Genomic DNA, 20,740 nt, shown 5'->3' with positions numbered 1-20,740 from the left:
GTCATGGTTAATAACGGATCACATTTCATTGATCCCGGCGGCGGCTGCCGAAAGTATATCCGGTCTCGACCGCGGCCTTGCCGAACTTGTCGCGCAGCTTGTCCATGGCCGCCTCCGCGGCCGCGCGGCGCCCAGCCTGGCGGTCGACGAGGTCTGGCGGATCGGCACGCGCCGGGTCGCCGAGGTCGGTGACGCCGATTCCGAGCAGGCGGAATTTGGTGCCGTCGGTCTCGCGTTCCATCAGCGAAAGGCCGGTCCTGAAAATCCGGTCGGCGAGCTGGGTCGGGTCCTCCAGCCGCTTGTTGCGGGTGCGGCTCTTGAAGTCGGCGGTCTTCAGCTTGAGAACGACGGTCTGCCCGGCGATGCCATGCTTCTTCAGCCGCGCCGAGACCTTTTCGGAAAGCCGGCGCAGGATCGGCACCAGGTCGTCGTAACGAGATATGTCGTCGAAGAAGGTGGTCTCGGCCGAAACGCTTTTGGCCGCGTCGTTTATATGCACTTCGCGGTCGTCGATGCCGCGCGAGAGGCGATAGAGCCGCTGGCCCATCGAGCCGTAGCGGCGCATCAGGTCGGCTTCCTGCATGGTCTGGAGCTGGCCGATGGTGCGGATCCCGTCCGCCTCCAGCGTCGCGTTGAACGCCTTGCCGACGCCCCAGATGGTGGTGACGGGGCGGGCTGCGAGGAATTCCAGCGCCTCCTCCTGCCCGATCACCGAAAAGCCGCGCGGCTTCTGCAGGTCGGAGGCGACCTTGGCGAGAAACTTGCAATAGGAGAGGCCGACAGAAACGCTGATGCCGATCTCGTCCTGCACCCGCTTGGCGAACTTGGCGAGAATTCGCGCCGGCGGGGCATGGTGCAGCCTTTCGGTGCCAGCAAGTTCGAGAAAGGCCTCGTCGATCGACAGCGGCTGAACCAGCGGCGTCAGATCCTGCATCATGGCGCGCACTTGCCGCCCGACGGTGACGTATTTCTCCATGTTCGGCGGGATCACGACGGCGTCAGGGCAGAGTTCCAGCGCCTTGAACATCGGCATCGCCGAGCGCACGCCATTGATGCGGGCAATATAACAGGCTGTCGAGACGACGCCGCGTTTGCCGCCGCCGATGATCACGGGCTTGTCGGCAAGATCCGGATTGTCGCGTTTTTCGATCGTCGCATAAAAGGCGTCGCAATCGATATGCGCCAGCGTCAGCGCGTAGAGCTCCTTGTGATAGACGAGGCGCGGGCTGCCGCAGGCGCGGCAGCGGCGCACTTCCGCCTTCTGCTCCGCAAGGCAGTCGCGACAGAAGCCGGGTGTCTTGTCAGGCGTGGGCGTCATGGCAGAGAACAAAGATTGAACACTGCGACGTTAAGGCCTAAGCTCGTGAGTCACAAGGGAGCGCGGAGAGGTTTGGCGTGGATATCGATCTTCGTTTCGAGCCTGTGACGGCGGAGCGCTGGGAGGATTTCGAAATGCTTTTCGGTCTGCATGGCGCCTTCTGCGACTGTTGGTGCGTCGCGCTGCGCCTGCCGCATGCGGTGCGTACCAAGATGCGGCCGCAGGAGCGCAAGGACCATATCCGCGACCGCATAGCCGCCGGTCCGCCGCCCGGCATTCTGGCCTATTCGGAGGATGAACCGGTGGCCTGGGTGCAGGTGGGGCCGCGGCACGACGTGCCGCAGTTCAATTCGCCGCGCACCGTTTCGCGCCCGCTGGAGGAAGCGGATGCAGCCGATCCCTCGGTCTGGGCGGTCAGCTGTTTTTTCCTGAAGTCGAAGCTCAGGGGCAAGGGACTGAGCCACCGCCTGCTGTCCGGCGCAGTTGACCATGCCCGGCATATGGGAGCGCGTTTCGTCGATGCCTGTCCGATCGATCATGTGAAGCAGTCGAAATCGGTGACGCTGTGCATTGGCTCGACGGCGATCTTCGACGCAGCCGGCTTCGACGTGGTAGAGCGCCGCAAGGACGGAAGGCCGCTGATGCGGCTGGAGCTTTAGATGTCAGGCGGCTTTGGGCTCGATATGGCGACGGATCAGCTCGGCAGCATGGCTCCAGTCGGTTGCCCGGACGATGCCTTCGGCAGGTTTCGGCGCAAGCAGATGCAGGGGCGAGTCGGGCATCATATGGAGGACAAGGCATTCCGCGACGTGATCCCGAACCGAGTGGAGATTGTGCGCCATGTCGTCGATGAAGACCGAGGGCAGGGGACGCCCGGCATGCAGGCGCTGCATGATCGGACCCTTGGGCTCTTCGCTGGCGATCAGCGGGAAGCTGAGGCCGATCTGGTCGAGAAGCCGGCGGCGGTGGTCGCGATAACGCGGCGGCATGGCGGTGAGGAACACGACGTCGGCATCCTTCGACAGCGTTTCGAGCGTCTGGACGACCAAGTCGGTGGGGATCTGCCAGTTTTCCTGGGCCTCGAAGAAATCCTCGATCAACCGACGCACGTCCGGATGCTCGAGCGCGATCTGGGTCTCTATGGAGACGATATTGCCGGTGAGCCGAAACGAGCGCGGCAGCAGCTCATGGCCTTCGCGCCGCAGAAACTCCTGGAAGGGAGCAACGAAATGCAGCACCACGTCGTCGACATCGCAGACGACGAGCGGCCGGTCGCCAAGGCGCACATGGGAAAGGTCGAGGATCTCGGTCATCTCAATAATCGCCGGAATCGAGCCCGGGGCCGGAATAGTGATGCGAGGCTGCCGCCACGGCTTCAGGTTTTGTATCCGTCGCCTCGCAGAAGGCGAGCAGCGTCGGCTCATGGCCCATCAGGAAATCGATCATGCCGGCGAGAAAGCCCGGATCGTTTACCGCATTGCGCAACTGGTTGGGCTGTACGCCGGAAAGGGCGAGGAATCGGCCCAGCATGTCGGGTTCGTTGGCGAGCCATCCAAGAATGGCGCCTGCCGTCTCTTCCGCCTTGGCTTCGTTGCTTCGAGCATTACCGGGATCGCGCCGCATTGTCCGCCGAATTACCTCTTTTTCAACTAAATGGCTTTACCGTGCCTGATAGGCGCTCCGTGGAATCGGCCGTTCCGGGAGCTTATATACTGAAGGCACTCATGCAAGCCGGGATTTAAGGAACGGATCGCTATGCCCAAACGGGTCATGATCGTCGAGGACAACGAGCTGAACATGAAGCTCTTCCGCGACCTGATCGAAGCATCGGGATACGATACCATCCAGACCCGCAACGGTATGGAAGCGCTTGATCTTGCACGCAAACATCGCCCCGACCTGATTTTGATGGACATCCAGCTGCCTGAGGTTTCGGGTCTGGAAGTCACCAAATGGCTGAAGGAAGACGATGAACTGCACGTCATTCCGGTGATCGCGGTGACCGCCTTTGCCATGAAGGGCGACGAGGAACGCATTCGCCAGGGCGGTTGCGAGGCCTATGTCTCGAAGCCCATCTCGGTGCCGAAATTTATCGAGACCATAAAAACATATCTCGGCGACGCGTGAAAACGGGACGGACCTCATGACGGCGCGGATACTGGTAGTCGACGATATTCCGGCGAATGTGAAGCTGCTCGAAGCCAGGCTTCTGGCCGAATATTTCGACGTCCTGACCGCCGACGACGGCTACAAGGCGCTGGCGATCTGCGACAGCACGCATGTGGACCTGATCCTGCTCGACATCATGATGCCGGGCATTGACGGTTTCGAGGTCTGCGAGCGGCTGAAGTCCAATCCGCGCACCGCCCATATTCCCGTCGTCATGGTGACCGCGCTCGACCAGCCGTCCGACCGCGTCCGCGGCCTGAAAGCCGGCGCCGACGATTTCCTGACCAAGCCGGTCAACGACCTGCAGCTTATTTCGCGCGTGAAAAGCCTGGTGCGGCTGAAGACGCTCAGCGACGAACTGCGCATCCGCGCCGACACGGCCAGCAATATCGGGCTGGAAGACATGCTCAAGGGTGTCGACGGCCGCGAAGAGATGGCCCAGGTCCTGCTCGTCGATGGCCGCGCGAGCTCGCAGGAGCGCATCATCAAGGCGCTTAAGCCGGTTGCCGGCGTCATTGCGATGTCCGATCCGCAGGCGGCGCTATTTGAAGCCGCGGAGAGCCCGGTCGATCTGGTGATCGTCAACGCCAATTTCGACGAGTACGATCCGCTGAGGCTCTGCTCGCAGCTGCGCTCGTTGGAGCGCACCCGCTTCCTGCCGCTGCTGCTGGTGACCGAAATGGGCGCCGACGATCTGATCGTGCGAGCGCTCGACCTCGGCGTCAACGACTATATCGTCCGCCCGATCGATCCGAACGAACTCGTGGCCCGTGTGATCACCCAGATCAAGCGCAAGCGCTACAACGATCGCCTGCGCATGAGTGTCCGCCAGACGATCGAGCTTGCCGTCACCGACGGGCTGACCGGCCTCAGCAACCGGCGTTATCTCGACAATCACCTCAAGGTCCTGTTCAACCGGGCTGCCGCACGCTCCCGGCCGCTGTCCGTCTGCATCACCGACATCGACCGCTTCAAGTCGGTCAACGACGCCTACGGTCACGATGCCGGCGACGAGGTACTGAAGGAGTTCGCGGCCCGCGTCCGCTCGACCGTCAGGGGAGCCGATCTTGCCTGCCGTTACGGAGGTGAGGAATTCGTGGTCGTCATGCCCGATACCGACGCTACGTCGGCCGCCACGATTGCCGAGCGGCTGCGCAGCATCATCGAGAGCCAGCCGTTCCATTTGAAGACGGCGGGTATCATGCTCAATATCACCGCCTCGCTCGGCCTCGCCTGCAGCACGCAGGGCGCCGAAACGCCGGAACAGCTCCTGAAGCAGGCCGACCGCGCGTTGTATGAAGCGAAAAACGGTGGGCGCAACCGGGTGGTTGCCGCAGCCGCGTAGAGAATCAGTAAATCCTGAAATTCCCGTCCGCCTTCTCTCAACGGCGAAATACCGAGAAAAAAGCCCACGGTCCCCAGTTATTTTTGGGCAGAACCTAACTTTTTGCGGGTGCTAATTAATGGAAGAATTTCATGAACAGTAATCAGTTATTGGACCTGCTGCAGCGCATCGAAGAAATTTCGAAGGTATCTGCACACTCTCAGATTTGACGATAGAGAATAGCTGTTCGTATTGGCTTTGAGTTTTTTCCGTGGCCGAGAAGATAGACAGCGCTCACCAAGGATGTGCTTGAAACTTGGAAGGCATTTCTAAGAGCTAGATCAAAGTAAGCATATAAAGCACCGGAAGTAACTTCGGATTTATGCCAAAAAAATCGGACAAATATCGGTAGCGGCCTCGGATTTTAACCAACAACAGTGAAGGATTCGGTTCGAGATTAAGATTGTGTTGATTTTCTTTCCGTTTTGCGCAATTTTGGCCCCGACCAGACAGTGTACCCGAAATGGTACATAGATACCCCATGATGCTCAGGTCCGCCGCATCTCCTGGGTCGTGGGGTCGGTCGACTGGCAGGCATACCAAAGCGGTTCCTCGTGCCGTGATTGCAGGCTGGTCGACCCCCATTTGAAAGCGCCGCTTCCAGTCTCTGGAGCGGCGCTTTTCCATTTCTACGCAGCCCGTCTCGCTCTGGATCACTCTGCTGCCGCATCGGCCCGAAAATCGGTTCCGAGTTCTGGAAAACACGCGGCAAGGCGAGGATTCGGGACGAAGCCAAAAGAAAAGGCGCCTAGCCCTGTCGGCCGGCGCCCTTCAACAAACCTCGGATCAAGGACTTACTTGATCTTGGTTTCCTTGAATTCAACGTGCTTCTTGGCGACCGGGTCGTACTTGGTCTTGGTCATCTTGTCGGTCATCGTGCGGCTGTTCTTCGTCGTGACGTAGAAGAAACCGGTGTCAGCCGTCGACAGCAGCTTGATCTTGATGGTCGTAGCTTTCGCCATGGTGTTCTGCCTCTAAGAAAAAATGAAGCCGCGGACGCGGGTTGGGTCCACGGCGAAATCTGGCGCGAAATTACAAATCGCGCCCGAAAAGTCAACTCCGTTTTGACCGGAAAAGCATTCGGCAGATGGAAACCAGCACATAGAAGCCGAAGAATCCCGCCAATGCCCAGGCAAAACCGTTATTGCCGGCGATATCGATGGCCGCGCCGATGCCCTGCGGGCCGGCTACCGTACCGACCGCATAGCAGAAGATGAAGGCTGCGTTGGCCGCGGCAAGGTCGGCTCCGCTGAGCCTCGATCCGAGATGCGCCAGGCCGACGGTATAGAGGCCGGACACGCAACCGCCCCAGAAGAACAGCACCACGGCCATCATGATCCAGTGCTGGACCAGGAAGGGCAGGGCAAGCGATCCCGCGACGCCCAGCACCGCCATGGCGGTCAGCAGCGGCCGCCGATCCTTCAGCTTGTCGGAATAGAGACCGAGCGGGATCTGGAAGGCCATGTTGCCGATTCCCATCACCGTCAGCAGCACCGCGGTCTGGGGTTCGGTCAATGCGGAACGCAGCGCATAGATCGGGAACAGCGACAGCCCGCGCCGCCGACACCGCGCCGAAGGCGAATACAGCGGCCGTCGCGGTCGGAACGAGGAAGATGTAGTGGAAGAAATGCCGGTCCGGCTTGGTGTCCAGCACGGGGCTTTCATTGCGGGCGATGAAGATCGGGATGATCGCCAGCATGATGATGGCCGCGCCGACCAGGAAAGGAAGGATGCCGTCGCTGCCGAGCGCGGAGAAGAGCAGGGGGCCGATTGCGAAGCCGATGGCGAGCACTGTCGCATAGATGCCGAGAACGAGCCCACGGCGCCGGGGAGGGGCTGCCTCGTTGATCCAGAATTCCGACAGGATGAACAGCGTTGTCGTTGCGCCGTGGAAGGTGAAACGCAGCGGGAACCACATCCAGAAGGCCTCCGCGTAATAGAAGCCGATGGCGCTGATGGCGGCGACGAGCACCGCGAACATCATGGTGCGCGCGACGCCGCAGTCGTGGGCAATCTTGGTGGTGATTGGCGCCGCCACCATCGAGGCGATGCCGGCCATGGCGGCGTTGAGGCCGATCAGGGTGGAGGAAATCCCGCGCTTTTCAAGAATGATGCTGAGGAGCGGCAGGCCGAGGCCGATGGCGATGCCCACGGCACTGATGGCGGATGTGGCGGCAATCAGCGACGGCCAGTGAATCTTCTCGACATGGCCGTTGGCGTCTGTCGTCGGCTGAGCCATTCAATATTCCTTACAGTCGGCTGCGGACGAATCGTCCATGACGCATGAAGTAGAAGGACACCGGGCTTCCAAACGGTAAAGATGGATCGGAGACCATCAGGTTTTTCACGTCCTCCAGAACCGCCTGCGTGATGCGCGGGAGTTTCAGACCCGAAAGCTCGGCAATGTCAACCCAGCGCACGTCCTGAAGTTCGCTTGAGTCGCCCAGGCGCGTCATGTCGAAGAGGGTTTCGTCGGCAAAGGTAAGAAAGAAGCGCGTATCGTAGCGCCGGACATTGCCGGGCGGCGTGATGGCGCGGGCGACGTAACGCAGGCGAGAGAGGTCGGCAGCGCCGCCGCCAAGCCCCGTCTCCTCGTGGAGTTCCCTGAGGGCCGCAAGCGCCAAGGCCCGGGCGCGGGCCGAGGTCATGCGGGCGCTGGCGCCAACCGCCAGCTTTTCGAAAACGAGCGGGTCGAGGTCGGCTTCGAAGGGAAGGGCATGGTCGCGAGGATCGCGCTTGCCGCCCGGGAACACGTAGACGTCCGGCATGAAGACGTGGCCGCTGCCGCGCCGGCCCATGAGGACCCGGGGAGCCGTGTCCGAGCGATCGATCAGGATCAGTGAAGCTGCATCCCTGGGCGTCACGCCGGCCACGCGGGCATGCTTCGGCGCGTCCATAGCGAACGGAGCGTGTTCCTCGGCAGACGATGTCATCCGATCGGTCCGCCTCGGCCTGGATCGACGGCTTCGTCGTCAGCACCATTGAAGCCGTGCATCTTCAGTGCCCACTGGAAGCCGATCACGCCGCCCTTGATCGGCTGGATCGTCAGAAGCGCCGCAAGGATCGCCATCGGTACCCAGATGGCGAGATGCACCCAGGGCGAAACCCGAAGCGTCATGTCGGTCAGCATGTAGCCGGTCATCAGCACGTGACCGACGACGACGATGACGAGATAGGCCGGCAGGTCGTCGGCGCGGTGGTGATGGATTTCCTCGCCGCAGACGGCGCAGGTATCGACCGGTTTCAGGAAGGCCCGGAACAGGCGGCCGGTGCCGCAGGCAGGACAGGTAGAGAGCATGCCCCGCTTGATGGAGCGGCCGAGCGGCCTTTCGGCCTCAGGCGCTCCACCATATCGGACGGTCTGTTCGCCCTGTTTCTGCATTGCTATCTCCTTCGGCCGCTCCGCGGAGGCCGCGTGCCGGGTTGCGTCCGGCCACGCCGCCCCGATTTGTGGAAGGAGCGTGTCGCGGTCGGCAATTTCTTGCCCTCGCTCAGCATTTCGAACTGCAGCGCGCCGGCAAGCGGGATGGCCTGTTTCAGCCGCACATCGACCGTATCGCCGATCTGGTAGCCGAGACCCGTCTTCTCTCCGGAGAGCGCCTGATGCGCCTCGTCGTAGATGAAGTAGTCGTTGCCGAGCGTGGATATAGGTATGAATCCGTCCGCGCCATAGGTCGGAAGCGAGACAAATAGTCCCGCCTTGGTGACGCCGGAGACCCGGCCGACGAATTCCTCTCCGATCCGCTCGCTCAAATGGTGGGCGATCAGCCGGTTGATCGTGTCGCGCTCGGCGGCCATAGCGCGGCGCTCGAAGGTCGAGATCTCGGCGGCAATATCGTCGAGCTGCGCCTCTTCCTCCGGCTTGATGCCCCCTTCGCCGAGACCCAGCGACCCGACCAGCGCACGGTGCACGATGAGGTCCGCATAACGGCGGATCGGCGAGGTGAAATGCGCATATTTCATCAGGTTGAGGCCGAAATGGCCGATATTCTCGGGGCTGTAGATCGCCTGGCTCTGGGAGCGCAGCACCATCTCGTTGACCATCACCTGGTGCGCGGTGCCCTCGGCCTTGGCGAGAATGCCGTTGAAGGAATTGGCGCGCATCTGGCCGCCCTTGGCCATCGGGATGCCCAATGTCGCGAGGAACTCGCGCAGCGTCTCCTGCTTGGCGAGCGAGGGCGTGTCGTGGATGCGGTAGATCAGCGCCTGCCGTTTCTTTTCCAGCGTCTCGGCGGCGGCGACGTTCGCCTGGATCATCATCTCTTCGATGAGCTTGTGCGCGTCGAGCCGTTCCGGCACGAAGACCCGGTCGACGGTGCCGTCGGGCTTCAGCAGGATCTTGCGCTCCGGCATGTCGAGTTCGAGCGGCTGGCGGCGGTCGCGGCCGCGCTTCATCACGCTATAGGCATGCCACAGCGGCTTCAGGATCGGCTCGAGCAGCGGTCCGCTCTTGTCGTCCGGCTTGCCGTCGATCGCCGCCTGCGCCTGTTGATAGGAGAGCTTGGCGGCGCTCTTCATCATGATGCGGTGGAAGGTATGGCCGGCCTTGCGGCCTTCCTTTGAAAACACCATCCGCACGGCAAGCGCCGGCCGGTCTTCGCCTTCGCGCAGCGAGCAAAGGTCGTTCGAAATGCGCTCCGGTAGCATCGGCACAACGCGGTCGGGGAAATAGACCGAGTTGCCGCGCTTCAGCGCCTCGCGGTCGAGCGGAGAGCCGGTACGGATATACCAGGAGACATCGGCGATCGCGACGGTGACGATGACGCCGTCCGGATTGTCGGGCGAGGGGTCGAGCTCGGCATAGACCGCGTCGTCGTGATCCTTGGCGTCGGCCGGGTCGATGGTGATGAGCGGCAGAGAACGCCAGTCCTCGCGCTGCGCCATGGTGGCGGGCTTGGCCGCTTCGGCCTCGTCCATGACCTGTTTCGGGAAGATATGCGGAATGCCGTGCGAATAGACGGCGATCATCGAGATCGCCTTTTCCGAACCGATCGTGCCGACGATCGACAGAACCCGGGCGCGGGGCAGGCCGAACCGGCCGGAGCGGACGACTTCCGTCTCGACCAGGTCGCCGTCCTTGGCCTCGCCGATATCGGCGGGCTCGATCACCATTTCCTCGCCGCGCCGGTCGATCGGCAGCAGGCGCAGCTCGCCGTCGTCAAGCTTGTGGACGATGCCGAGCGAGGCGCCGCGGCGCTTGTCGATGATCTTGATGACGCGGGCGGTATAGGCAGGGCCGGTCCGGTCCTTGTTGGGGAAGATCTTTGCCAGCACACGGTCGTTGAGACCTGCGGCAGTCACCCGGCCTTTGCCACGGCTGTCCGATGACTGGCGGATCAGCACCGCCGGAGCAGCACCCAGTTCCTCCGGCCATTCGGCCGGCCGGGCGATCAGTTCGCCGTCCTTGTCGCGGGTGGTGATGTCGAGCACGGTGACCGGCGGCAGCGCATCGGGACGGGTCAGCGACTTGCGGCTCTTCTTGAGAAGGCCTTCCTCCTCCAGCGTCCGCAGCAGGTCTTTCAGTTCGACGCGGGTGTCGCCCTTCAGCCCGAAGGCCTTGGCGATCTCCCGCTTCGACCCCTTGTCCGGATTTTCGGCGATGAATTCGAGCAGGACATCACGCGGCGGCACGGCACCGTGGATGATCACCGGCTTCTCCGTTGCGGAAGCGGCGTGACCGCGGGCAACCTTTTCGGGGCGTTTTCCCTGATGTCTCGATCTATCGCGTGGTTCTCTCACGTGCCTGTCTTCTTCGCCTTGGGTGCGGCTGCAGTCTTTTTCGCCGGAGCTTTGGCCTTCGTGGCCGTCTTGGCTTTCGGCGCCGCCTTCTTGGTATCGGTGGTTGCCTTGGCGGCGGCCTTTTTCGGCTTTGCCTTGGACGACGGTGCCTTGCCGCCCTTTTCGATGATGAAGGCCATCGCCTGTTCCATCGTCACCGATTGCGGGTCGAGCCCCTTCGGCAGCGTCGCGTTGACCTTGCCCCAGTTGACGTAAGGGCCGTATTTGCCGTCGCGCACGGTGATCGAACCACCGTCCGGATGGTCGCCGAGTTCCTTCAGCGCCGCAGGTGTGCCACGGCCGCGGCCGCCGCCAGCCGCCACCTTGCTCTGCTTTTCGGCAAGCACGGTCACGGCGCGGTTGAGGCCAATCGAGAACACGTCCTCGATGCTTTCCAGATTGGCATAGCTGCCGTCATGGAGCAGGAATGGTCCGTAACGGCCAAGCCCGGCCGAGATCATCTTGGCTGATTCCGGATGTTTGCCGACGTCGCGCGGCAGGTTGATCAGGGCGAGCGCCTTTTCGTGGTCAATATCCTCGGGCTTCCAGCCCTTCGGCAGCGACGAACGCTTGGCTTCCTTGCCGTCGCCGCGCTGGATATAGGGCCCGAACCGGCCCGAACGCAGCGTCAGTTCCTCGCCCGTATGCGGATCGGCGCCGAGCGCCTTCGGTTCGCTGAGGGCATTCGCCTCCGCATCCGCACCGCCTTCGGAGGAAAGCTGGCGGGTGTAGTTACAGTCCGGATAGTTCGAGCAGCCGACGAAGGCACCGTATTTGCCGAGCTTCAGCGACAGGTTGCCGGTGCCGCAGACCTGGCAGATGCGCGGATCGCTGCCGTCTTCCCGCTTCGGGAAGACCAGCGGCGCGAGCGTCTCGTTCAGCGCATCGAGCACGTTGGTGACCCGCAGTTCCTTGGTGTCCTCGATCTGGGCGAAGAAATCCTGCCAGAATTCGCGAAGAACCTGCTTCCAGTCGAGTTCGCCGGCCGAGATCTTGTCGAGCTTTTCCTCAAGATCGGCGGTGAAGTCGTATTCGACGTATTTCGTGAAGAAGCTTTCGAGGAAGGCCGTCACCAGCCGGCCCTTGGAATGCGGGATCAGCTTGCGCTTGTCCATCGTCACATATTCGCGGTCGCTCAGCGTCTTCAGCGTCGCGGCATAGGTGGAGGGTCGGCCGATGCCGAGTTCTTCCATCTTCTTGATCAGCGAGGCTTCCGAATAACGCGGCGGCGGCTCGGTGAAGTGCTGGCTGGCGTTCACCTTGTTCTTGTCGAGCTTTTCGCGGGCATTGATCTCGGGCAGGCGGCCATCTTCATCGTCGTCCTCGCCCTTTTCGGCATCCTCGCGGCTGTCCACATAGGCGCCGAGGAAGCCGTCGAACCGGATGACCGAGCCGACAGCGCGCAGGCCGGCCTTCTCGCCCTTGTTGTCGGCAAGGATTTCGACCGTGGTACGCTCGATTTCGGCGGACGCCATCTGGCTGGCGATGCCACGCTTCCAGATCAGCTCATAAAGACGAGCCTGGTCGGAATCGAGGTAACCGCGGACCTGGTCCGGCGTGCGGGTGAAATCGGTCGGGCGGATCGCTTCGTGGGCTTCCTGGGCGTTCTTCGCCTTGGTGGAATAGAAGCGCGGCTTTTCCGGCAGATAACGCTGTCCGAACTGGTCGACGATGGCGCTGCGGGCAGCGTCGATCGCCTCCGGCGCCATCTGCACGCCGTCGGTACGCATATAGGTAATGAGACCGACCGTTTCCCCGCCGATATCGACGCCTTCATAGAGCTTCTGCGCCACCTGCATGGTGCGCGAGGCGTTGAAGCCGATATTCGAGGAGGCGGCCTGCTGCAGTGTCGAGGTGGTGAAGGGCGGTCCGGGATTGCGCTTGACGGGCTTTGCCTCGACCGTGTCGACCAGATAGGTCGCGCCGTCGAGCAGCGCCTTCAGGCGGTTGGCGTCCTCGCCGTTCTTGATCGAGCGTCCCTGCAGCCGCTTACCGTCGGCCGAGACGAGGCGCGCCTCGAACTCGTCGCCGCGCGGGGTGCGCAGGAGCGCCGACAGGTTCCAGTATTCTTCCGAGATGAATCGCTCGATCTCCGACTCGCGGTCGCAGACGAGGCGCAGTGCAACCGACTGCACGCGGCCGGCCGAACGGGCGCCCGGCAGCTTGCGCCACAGAACCGGCGAAAGGTTGAAGCCGACCAGATAATCGAGCGCGCGGCGGGCGAGATAGGCATCCACCAGCGGCACGTCGATATCGCGCGGATTGGCCATCGCATCGAGCACGGCCTTCTTGGTGATGGCGTTGAAGACGACGCGCTTGACCGGCTTGTCGCCGATCACCTTCTTCTTCCTGAGAAGATCGAGCACGTGCCAGGAAATGGCTTCACCCTCGCGATCCGGGTCGGTTGCGAGGAACAATGCGTCCGAGCCTTTGACGGCGTCGGAAATGTCCTTCATCCGCTTCTGGGACGCGGGATCGACCTCCCACAGCATTTCGAAGTCCTGATCGGGAAGCACGGACCCGTCCTTGGCCGGAAGATCGCGTACATGGCCGAAAGAGGCGAGAACCTTGTAGCCGGAGCCGAGATACTTGTTGATTGTCTTGGCCTTGGCGGGAGATTCTACGACGACAACATTCATTTTGCTTCTCTGCAATAGAGGCTTGGCCCGGCACCGTTGCGGTCCAGGCGGAAATCTTGACCTCCCGACATGGAGGGCGTTTGCCTCGCGGTCAAGGGGCGTGTGCCAAATTATAGGGTACAACGAGATGCAACCTTGGGAAGATTTGCAATTGGTTGCAATCTTAAATAAATGCGATATGGTCTCTCGCATACCTTGAGGTGAATTTATTTGGACCGGTCGCCGACTTTTTTGACAGGATAGAATATGATTTCTCGGAGTGAGATAAACGGCCGGCGCGAGGACGATACCAGGGAAAATATTGCCTATATAAGGCAGATGCTCGGAGAGCTCCGGCAGGTCGCCTTGGGAGAGGGAGCCGATATGCTCTGTTATCTCATCGAGATGGCCTATGTGGAGGCGGGGGATGTACAGGCGGGCCGGCGTCCCCGCTCAGTCTTCCATCGCGAGTGAAACCAGGCCGCCGACATGCCGATGCAGCCGGCCGGCGAGATCGAGTTCCAGCAGGATGAGATAGACGGAAGAGGCGGGCAGTTCCGTATGGCGGATGATGTCGTCCACCTCGACCGGTGTCGGCCCCAGCGCCGAAACGATGATCGCCCGGTCGTCATCATTGGGCGGCAGTATGTCGCTGAATTTCTTAGGCTCTTCCACCACCGAGCCGCTGAACAGATCGAGTTGCGACAGTGGCGCCAGCGCTTCGATGACGTCGGCCGATCCGGTGGTGACGATCGCGCCCTGTTTGAGCAGTCCGTTTGTGCCGTGGCAGCGCGGATCGAGCGGCGAGCCGGGAACGGCGAAGACGAGCCGCCCGAAATCGGTCGCCATCCTGGCGGTGATCAGGGAGCCGGAACGCTCCGCCGCCTCCACCACGACGACGCCGAGCGAAATACCGGATATCAGCCGGTTGCGGCGGGGAAAATCCCGTGCGCGGGGCTCCCAGCCGAAAGGCATTTCACTGACGGCAAGGCCTGCACCCTCGGTGATCTCGTCGAGCAGAGGCACGTTTTCCGGCGGATAGGGCTGGTCGAGCCCGCCGGCGAGCACCGCGATCGTTCCGGTCTCCAGGCTGGCCCGGTGTGCGGCGGTATCGACGCCGCGGGCAAGGCCTGACGTCACCGTATAACCGGCTCGGCCGCAATCCCTGGCGATCATCGCCGCGAACTTGGCGCCCGATATCGAGGCATTGCGCGATCCGACGACGCCGACCGACGGACGTGTTGCGGCGGAAAGGTCACCTTTCATGGCAAGAAGCGGTGGCGCGCCTTCGATCTGGCGCAGCGCCGGCGGATAGTCCGGTTCGCCGATGCCGACGAAGCGGGCGCCAAACCGATGGGCGGCTTCGAGCTCGCGTTCGGCCTCCTGCACGCCGGCAATCCGGATCGCCCTGGTCGCTCCGCCGCGGGCGGAGAGCTCGGGCAGCATGGCAAGAGCGTTTTCCGCCGAGCCGCAGTGGTTGATGAGATCTCGAAACGTGGCGGGGCCGACATTGTCGGAGCGGATCAGTCTTAGCCAGGCGATCCTCTGCCTGTCCGTCAGCGCAATTCCCATTCGCCTTGCGCTGCCATCCGGCATTGTTTCCCCCGGTCTATCCCTTTTGGCCGATCCTGCTCTCGGTGCCGGCGATCAGCCGCTTGATATTTTCTTCGTGCTTCCACCAGGAAATCGCGGTCATCACCGCCATCACCAGCGCGATCTTCGGCTCGTTTAAGAACCACAGCACAACCGGAATGACAAGAGTTGCAACCAGAGCGGAAAGCGACGAATATTTGCTGATCTTGGCCACGCCGAGCCAGATCGCCGCAAACACCAGCACCATCCAGGGGGCGACGCCGAGCAGCGTGCCGATATAGGTGGCGACACCCTTGCCGCCCTTGAAGCCGAGCCAGACCGGGAAGAGATGGCCCATGAACGCCGCGAAACCGGCCAGCAGCCCCGCTTCCTTCCCGAAAAAATACCAGGCGACCAGCGCAGCGACGGTGGCCTTCAGCGCATCGAGCAGCAGGGTGGCGGCAGCGAGCTTCTTGTTGCCGGTGCGCAGCACGTTGGTGGCGCCGATATTGCCCGATCCGATCGAGCGGATATCGCCGAGCCCCGCGGCACGGGTGAGGATCAGGCCGAAGGGAATCGAGCCGAGCAGATAACCGAACACCAGCGCGGCCAGCGCGATCGGCAGGGTGATCTGCCAGTTGAAAAGGTCTGCCATCTTATTGTCCCCTGCGTCCTAAAAGCCCCTCATCCGCCTGCCGGCACCTTCTCCCCGCTTGCGGGGCGAAGGGATATGCCGCATCGCTTCCCCAATCTCCACCCACTGTGAGCGGATTTGATCGTCGCCGCACCTGTCCTTCTCCCCGCGAGCGGGGAGAAGGTGCCCGGCAGGGCGGATGAGGGGCAATCTTTTGGTCAGCCCAGATTATAAACGCACTTGCCGGCCACGTAGGTGGCGACGGCGCGGCCCGAAAATCGCGCGTCCTCGAACGGCGTGTTCTTCGACTTCGACAAGATCATATCCTTCGAAACGATCCAAGGCTCGTCGAGGTCGATCAGCGTGATATCGGCCTTGGCGCCGGGCTTCAGCGTGCCGGCATCGAGGCCGAAGATCTGCGCCGGCCGGGTCGACATCGCATCGATCAGCCGCATCAGCGGCACACGGCCGTCGTGATGCAGGCGAAGGGCTGCGGCGAGCAGGGTTTCCAGGCCGATCGCGCCATCTTCTGCATCGGCAAACGGCAGTCGCTTGGTATCGACGTCCTGCGGATCGTGGGAGGAGACGATGATGTCGATCGTGCCGTCGGCGATCGCATCGGCCATCGCGACGCGGTCGTCCTCGGAGCGCAGCGGCGGCGACAGCTTGAAGAAGGTGCGGTATTCGCCGATGTCGTTCTCGTTGAGCGCCAGATGGTTGATCGACACGCCGCAGGTTGCGTTGGCGCCGCGGGCGCGGGCGACGCGCATGGCTTCGGCCGATTCCGCCACGGAAATCTTCGCCGCATGGTATTTCGCCCGCGTCAGGCCGGCGATCCGAAGATCCCGTTCGAGCGGGATGATTTCCGCTTCCTTCGGTACGCCCGACAGGCCGAGCCAGCTGGCGAACAGCCCCTCGTTCATCACGCCGTTGCCGAGATATTTTTCGCGCAGTTCCAGCGAGACGACCGCATCGAACTCGCGGGCATAGGTCATCACCCGGCGTAGCAGCAGCGTGTCGGAAAGCCCGTGCCGGCCATTGGTGAAGGCGACGGCGCCGGACTGCTGCATGAGCCCGATCTCCGTCATCTCCTTGCCTGCGAGCCCCTTGGTGAGGGCTGCGGCGGGATGGACGTTGACGACCGCCTTGTCGCGGGCGGTCTTCTGCACGAACTCGACCAGCGCGATGTCGTCGAGCACCGGATCGGTGTCGGGCATCATGATGAAGGAGGTGATGCCGCCGGCCGCCGCCGCGCGGCTGGCCGATTCGATCGTTTCGGTGTGTTCGGCGCCCGGTTCGCCCACATAGACGCGGGCGTCGACGAGGCCCGGCGTCGCGACGAGGCCCTGGCAGTCGCGGATGTCAGCGCCTTCCGGAGCGCCCTGGTTCTGGGCATCCTTCCCGGCGGCGAGAATGCGGCCGTCGGCGCCGATGATGATCGTGCCGGTCTCGTCGAGGTTGCGCGACGGGTCGAGGATACGGAGGTTCTTGAGGACGGTCGGTGTCATGCGCGCTCTCCCTGGTTCTGGGAGACGAGCAGGGCCTCCATCACGGCCATGCGGACCGCGACCCCCATTTCCACCTGTTCCTCGATGACGCTCTGCGGACCGTCCGCCACCTCGGAGGCGATCTCGACGCCGCGGTTCATCGGCCCGGGATGCATGACGAGCGCATCCGGCTTGGCGACTTTAAGCTTTTCGGCGTCCAGCCCGTAGAAGCGGAAATATTCGCGCACCGAAGGCACAAAGGCGCCGGCCATGCGCTCGCGCTGCAGGCGCAGCATCATCACCACATCGGCATCCTTCAGACCCTCTTCCATCGAATGGAAGACCTCGACGCCCATGTCCCGGATGCCGGAGGGCAGCAGCGTCGACGGCGCCACCACTCGGACCCGCGCGCCCATGGCGTTGAGCAGCAGGATGTTGGAGCGCGCCACGCGCGAATGCAGCACGTCGCCGCAGATGGCGACGATGATGCGCGACAGCTTGCCCCTGGCGCGGCGGATGGTCAGCGCATCGAGCAGCGCCTGGGTCGGGTGCTCGTGCTGGCCGTCGCCGGCATTGATCACCGAGCAGGCGACCTTCTGGGCGAGAAGTGCGGCAGCACCCGCCGAGGAATGGCGCAGCACCAGCACGTCCGGGCGCATCGCGTTGAGCGTCATCGCCGTGTCGATCAGCGTCTCGCCCTTTTTGACCGAGGAATTGCCGACCGACATGTTCATCACGTCGGCGCCGAGGCGTTTGCCGGCGAGTTCGAAGGACGATTGGGTGCGGGTGGAAGCTTCGAAGAACAGGTTGATCTGGGTGAGGCCCCGCAGCGTGGAAGTCTTCTTCTCCCGCTGCCTGGAAATCTTCACGGCCTCGTCGGCCTTGTCGAGAAGAAAGGTGATATCCTGTTCAGTAAGGCCCTTGATGCCAATCAGATGGCGGTGAGGGAAGAAGACCATGGACACGTCTCCGCTTGCGTTCGGCGGTCTATAAGGTCTGACGGCAGGAGCCGCAAGCGGGCGCGGGACTTATCTCACTGCTTGTTTGAGAGGATCGCGATAAGAAGGTTTCTTGACGCGGGTGCGGCCTTTTGTTGAGAACGCCAGAAATCCTGATTGGGCGCCGTTCCCAGGCCCCGTAACTTCCGCTAGAACCCGTTTCATGAACCAGATGTCGCGCGCCGAAGAAAAATTTGCCGAACTGAACCAGCCAAAACCCTGGTCCGGCATCAATGCCTACCGATCCGATCCGCTGGTCGTCGACCTGACGAGCGCGCTGAACCGCACCATCCGCGAGGAATACGACCAGCTCGGCCGTTACGTCACCTCGCCGGAGGCGCAGGAGCTGGCGCGCATGGCGAACGAGAACCCGCCAAAGCTGAAGACCCATGGTCCGCGCGGCGAGCGGCTTGATGTCGTCGAGTTCCATCCCGCCTGGCACGCGCTGATGCGCCGTTCGATGCAGACCGGCCTGCATTCCTCGGTGTGGGAAAACATTCCCGAAGCCAAGGGGCATGAGCACAAGGCGCGGGCGACGCGATTCTATCTCTCGGCGCAGCTCGAATGCGGCCATCTCTGCCCGCTGACCATGACCAGCGCCTCGATCGCCGCGCTGATGGCCTCGCCGCGCGTCCAGAAGGAATGGGCGCCAAAGATCCTGTCGCGCAAATACGATTCGACGAATCGCCCCGCCTTGCAGAAGAGCGCGGTCACCCTCGGCATGGGCATGACCGAGAAGCAGGGCGGCACCGACGTGCGCGCCAACCGCTCGACCGCCGAGCGGGTCGGCGAGGGCATCTACCGGCTCTCCGGCCACAAGTGGTTCATGTCGGCGCCGATGAGCGACGGCTTCGTCATGCTGGCCAAGACCGGCGACGGGATCGGCTGTTTCCTGGTGCCGCGGCTACTTGAGGACGGGTCGGCGAACGGCCTGCAGTTCCAGCGCCTGAAGGACAAGGTCGGCAACCGCTCGAACGCATCCTCCGAAGTCGAATTCACCGATGCCTTCGGTTATCTGCTCGGTGAACCGGGCGGGGGCATCCGCACCATTCTCGACATGGTCACCCTGACGCGGCTCGATTGCGCGCTGGCATCCGCCGGCATCATGCGCGCGTCGCTCGCCGAAGCGGTTCACCACACCCGCGGCCGCAGCGTGTTCGGCAAGAAGCTCGTCGATCAGCCGCTGATGACGCGTGTGCTCGCCGACATGGCGCTCGATGTCGCCGCAGCGACGGCGCTCAGCTTCCGGCTAGCCGATTCCTTCGATCGCGCAGCCAGCAACCCGGCCGATGCGGCTTTTGCCCGCGTCATGACGCCGGTCATCAAATACTGGAACTGCAAGATCGCGCCTGCGCTGATCTACGAGGCGATGGAGTGCATCGGCGGCAACGGCTATATCGAGGAACGGCCGATCGCCCGGCATTACCGCGAAGCACCGGTCAATGCGATCTGGGAAGGCTCGGGCAATGTGATGGCGCTCGACGTGCTCCGGGTGCTGTCGCGCGGGCGGGACCTTTTCAACACGGTGCTCGCCGGTTTCGAAAGGGATCTCGGTCCTGCGGGCCGCAAGACGGTCGAGGTTCTGCGCGCCGCCATGGCACTCTGCGAGACCGACGAAGGTGCTGCCCGGCTTCTGGTGGAGCAACTGGCACTTGCGGCAGCGGCGTCTGAACTGGTGCGGCTCGGCGCCGGCAAGATCGCCGATGCCTTCCTGGAAACTCGGCTCGCCGGCGGCTGGCGCTCGACCTACGGCATGCTCGATGCCCGGTTCGACGCCCGCTACATCGTCGACCTGCTTTATCCTGCCGCCACGTAGGCGACGACCGTCATCACGACTGGAATGGTGAGGAACGAGGCGACGACCTGCAGGGTCGCCGCCGCGGCATACATGTCCGCATCGCCGTTCAGCTGTTTCGCCAGCAGATAGCCGTTCATGGCGGTCGGAACCGCGGCGCTCAGCGCCAGGAGCACGAGGCCGTTGCCCTGGATGCCGCACAGCGCGCCGACGCCGACGGCGACGATCGGGAAGGCGATCAGCTTCAGGAAGACGGCGAGGAGAGTGATCGGCTTCGGCTTGAGCGCGTCCATGATCCTGAGGCCGGCGCCGACCGTGATCAGGCCGAGGCTGAGCGAAGCCTGCGACAAGAGGTCGATCGTCACCATCACCGGTTCGTAGACCGGGATGCCGGCAAGGTTGATGACGATGCCGAGCGCCGTCGAGAGGATCAGCGGATTGGTGCAGACTCTATAAAGGATGGCCTTGTAGTTTCGGTCGTGGCCGGAGAACCACAGCAGCACCGTCACGTTGATGAAGTTGAGCGGGATGATGATCGCCGCCATCACCAGGCCGACCATGGTCAGCCCCTGCTGGCCGTAGGTCTTGGCGGCGATCGCCAGCGCCATGAACGCATTCCAGCGCGTCGCCGTCTGAAACAGCGACGTATAGGCCGGCCCGCCGACCCGCAAATTCCGCAACAGCGGCCAGGCCAGCAGCAGCCCGCCCGACATGACGAGGACGGAGATGATCGCCGCGAAACTGACGGTCAGGTTCTCGGTATTGGAGAAATCCGCCTTCGCCATGGTCGAGAATAACAAGGCGGGAAACAGCACCCAGTAGCTGCACTGTTCGAGCCCGTCCCAGAAATCGGGATTGATGACGGGTGCGCGTTTTAATCCCATGCCGAGGAGAACCAGCAGGAAAATCGGCAGAACGCTTTGGAAGACGATGAGCATGGAGGAGGGCACGTCGGTGGGAGAACAGGATCTCGTTAGTCCTCCCATG

General features: G+C 62.8%; 18 protein-coding genes and 1 pseudogene. 5 read left to right on the top strand and 14 right to left on the bottom strand.

Annotated elements, in window-relative coordinates; all coding sequences use genetic code 11:
• Nucleotides 1-25: 25 nt before the first annotated feature.
• Nucleotides 26-1,318 carry a DNA polymerase IV gene (locus ACZ9EJ_RS10950; protein WP_046640551.1) on the bottom strand — a complete coding sequence of 431 codons (1,293 nt, stop codon included), beginning with the start codon at nt 1,316-1,318 and terminating at the stop codon, nt 26-28.
• Between the two features lie 77 nt (nt 1,319-1,395).
• On the opposite strand from ACZ9EJ_RS10950, the gene ACZ9EJ_RS10945 reads away from it, so the two are divergent.
• A complete protein-coding gene (locus tag ACZ9EJ_RS10945; protein WP_046640504.1) occupies nt 1,396-1,977 on the top strand; it encodes a GNAT family N-acetyltransferase in 582 nt (193 codons plus the stop codon).
• Nucleotides 1,978-1,980: 3 nt separating this feature from the next.
• On the opposite strand, the gene ACZ9EJ_RS10940 is transcribed toward ACZ9EJ_RS10945, so the two are convergent.
• Both ACZ9EJ_RS10940 and ACZ9EJ_RS10935 read right to left on the bottom strand, forming a co-directional pair.
• Nucleotides 1,981-2,631 (bottom strand): hypothetical protein, encoded by a 651-nt coding sequence (locus ACZ9EJ_RS10940; protein WP_046640505.1) that lies wholly within the window; start codon nt 2,629-2,631, stop codon nt 1,981-1,983.
• Nucleotide 2,632: 1 nt separating this feature from the next.
• On the bottom strand, nt 2,633-2,941 hold the full coding sequence (locus ACZ9EJ_RS10935; protein WP_037080482.1) for a DUF3572 domain-containing protein: 309 nt from the start codon (nt 2,939-2,941) through the stop codon (nt 2,633-2,635).
• Nucleotides 2,942-3,073: 132 nt separating this feature from the next.
• On the opposite strand from ACZ9EJ_RS10935, the gene ACZ9EJ_RS10930 reads away from it, so the two are divergent.
• Both ACZ9EJ_RS10930 and ACZ9EJ_RS10925 read left to right on the top strand, forming a co-directional pair.
• Nucleotides 3,074-3,445 (top strand): response regulator, encoded by a 372-nt coding sequence (locus ACZ9EJ_RS10930; RefSeq protein ID WP_007765577.1) that lies wholly within the window; start codon nt 3,074-3,076, stop codon nt 3,443-3,445.
• A gap of 16 nt (nt 3,446-3,461) precedes the next feature.
• A complete protein-coding gene (locus ACZ9EJ_RS10925) occupies nt 3,462-4,832 on the top strand; it encodes a PleD family two-component system response regulator (protein WP_046635459.1) in 1,371 nt (456 codons plus the stop codon).
• Nucleotides 4,833-5,665: 833 nt separating this feature from the next.
• Here ACZ9EJ_RS10925 and rpmG read toward each other — a convergent pair.
• From rpmG to topA, 6 genes and pseudogenes are all read right to left on the bottom strand, one after another.
• Nucleotides 5,666-5,833: a 50S ribosomal protein L33 gene (gene rpmG, locus ACZ9EJ_RS10920; protein ID WP_003547442.1), complete on the bottom strand. Its 168-nt coding sequence runs from the start codon at nt 5,831-5,833 to the stop codon at nt 5,666-5,668.
• A 91-nt stretch (nt 5,834-5,924) separates the two neighbouring features.
• A pseudogene (locus ACZ9EJ_RS10915) lies at nt 5,925-7,110 on the bottom strand (MFS transporter).
• A 10-nt stretch (nt 7,111-7,120) separates the two neighbouring features.
• The gene (locus tag ACZ9EJ_RS10910; protein ID WP_370649722.1) at nt 7,121-7,804 is read right to left on the bottom strand and encodes an NUDIX hydrolase; all 684 of its coding nucleotides are present in this window, start codon (nt 7,802-7,804) and stop codon (nt 7,121-7,123) included.
• Nucleotides 7,801-8,253, bottom strand: a complete 453-nt coding sequence (locus ACZ9EJ_RS10905; RefSeq protein WP_046640508.1) for a DUF983 domain-containing protein — start codon at nt 8,251-8,253, stop codon at nt 7,801-7,803. The genes ACZ9EJ_RS10910 and ACZ9EJ_RS10905 overlap by 4 nt, the downstream gene beginning before the upstream one ends.
• 2 nt (nt 8,254-8,255) lie before the next feature.
• Entirely contained in the window at nt 8,256-10,610 is a 2,355-nt protein-coding gene (gene rnr / locus ACZ9EJ_RS10900; RefSeq protein ID WP_046640509.1) for a ribonuclease R, read from the bottom strand.
• Nucleotides 10,607-13,288 carry a type I DNA topoisomerase gene (gene topA / locus ACZ9EJ_RS10895; RefSeq protein WP_046640510.1) on the bottom strand — a complete coding sequence of 894 codons (2,682 nt, stop codon included), beginning with the start codon at nt 13,286-13,288 and terminating at the stop codon, nt 10,607-10,609. The genes rnr and topA overlap by 4 nt, the downstream gene beginning before the upstream one ends.
• A gap of 246 nt (nt 13,289-13,534) precedes the next feature.
• On the opposite strand from topA, the gene ACZ9EJ_RS10890 reads away from it, so the two are divergent.
• Entirely contained in the window at nt 13,535-13,741 is a 207-nt protein-coding gene (locus ACZ9EJ_RS10890) for a hypothetical protein (RefSeq protein WP_046635454.1), read from the top strand.
• On the opposite strand, the gene dprA is transcribed toward ACZ9EJ_RS10890, so the two are convergent.
• The 4 genes from dprA to ACZ9EJ_RS10870 all read right to left on the bottom strand — a co-directional run bounded on the left by dprA (nt 13,721) and on the right by ACZ9EJ_RS10870 (nt 17,919).
• Nucleotides 13,721-14,863 carry a DNA-processing protein DprA gene (gene dprA / locus ACZ9EJ_RS10885; protein ID WP_046640511.1) on the bottom strand — a complete coding sequence of 381 codons (1,143 nt, stop codon included), beginning with the start codon at nt 14,861-14,863 and terminating at the stop codon, nt 13,721-13,723. The genes ACZ9EJ_RS10890 and dprA overlap by 21 nt on opposite strands.
• 13 nt (nt 14,864-14,876) lie before the next feature.
• The gene (gene plsY, locus ACZ9EJ_RS10880) at nt 14,877-15,494 is read right to left on the bottom strand and encodes a glycerol-3-phosphate 1-O-acyltransferase PlsY (protein WP_046635452.1); all 618 of its coding nucleotides are present in this window, start codon (nt 15,492-15,494) and stop codon (nt 14,877-14,879) included.
• 197 nt (nt 15,495-15,691) lie between these two features.
• Nucleotides 15,692-16,981: a dihydroorotase gene (locus ACZ9EJ_RS10875; RefSeq protein WP_046640512.1), complete on the bottom strand. Its 1,290-nt coding sequence runs from the start codon at nt 16,979-16,981 to the stop codon at nt 15,692-15,694.
• Nucleotides 16,978-17,919 carry an aspartate carbamoyltransferase catalytic subunit gene (locus ACZ9EJ_RS10870; RefSeq protein WP_046624246.1) on the bottom strand — a complete coding sequence of 314 codons (942 nt, stop codon included), beginning with the start codon at nt 17,917-17,919 and terminating at the stop codon, nt 16,978-16,980. The genes ACZ9EJ_RS10875 and ACZ9EJ_RS10870 overlap by 4 nt, the downstream gene beginning before the upstream one ends.
• Before the next feature lie 202 nt (nt 17,920-18,121).
• Here ACZ9EJ_RS10870 and ACZ9EJ_RS10865 point away from each other — a divergent pair, with 202 nt between their 5' ends.
• Complete coding sequence (locus ACZ9EJ_RS10865; RefSeq protein ID WP_046635448.1) at nt 18,122-19,774, top strand: acyl-CoA dehydrogenase family protein; 1,653 nt, start codon at nt 18,122-18,124, stop codon at nt 19,772-19,774.
• Here ACZ9EJ_RS10865 and ACZ9EJ_RS10860 read toward each other — a convergent pair.
• The gene (locus ACZ9EJ_RS10860) at nt 19,756-20,691 is read right to left on the bottom strand and encodes an AEC family transporter (RefSeq protein WP_046640552.1); all 936 of its coding nucleotides are present in this window, start codon (nt 20,689-20,691) and stop codon (nt 19,756-19,758) included. The two genes, ACZ9EJ_RS10865 and ACZ9EJ_RS10860, sit on opposite strands and share 19 nt — an antisense overlap.
• Nucleotides 20,692-20,740: the final 49 nt, after the last annotated feature.

It is taken from the genome of Neorhizobium sp. USDA 3394, from assembly GCF_056280385.1.
The sequence above is the reverse complement of the archived record's forward strand: the minus strand, read 5'-3'. Positions and strand labels throughout refer to the sequence as shown.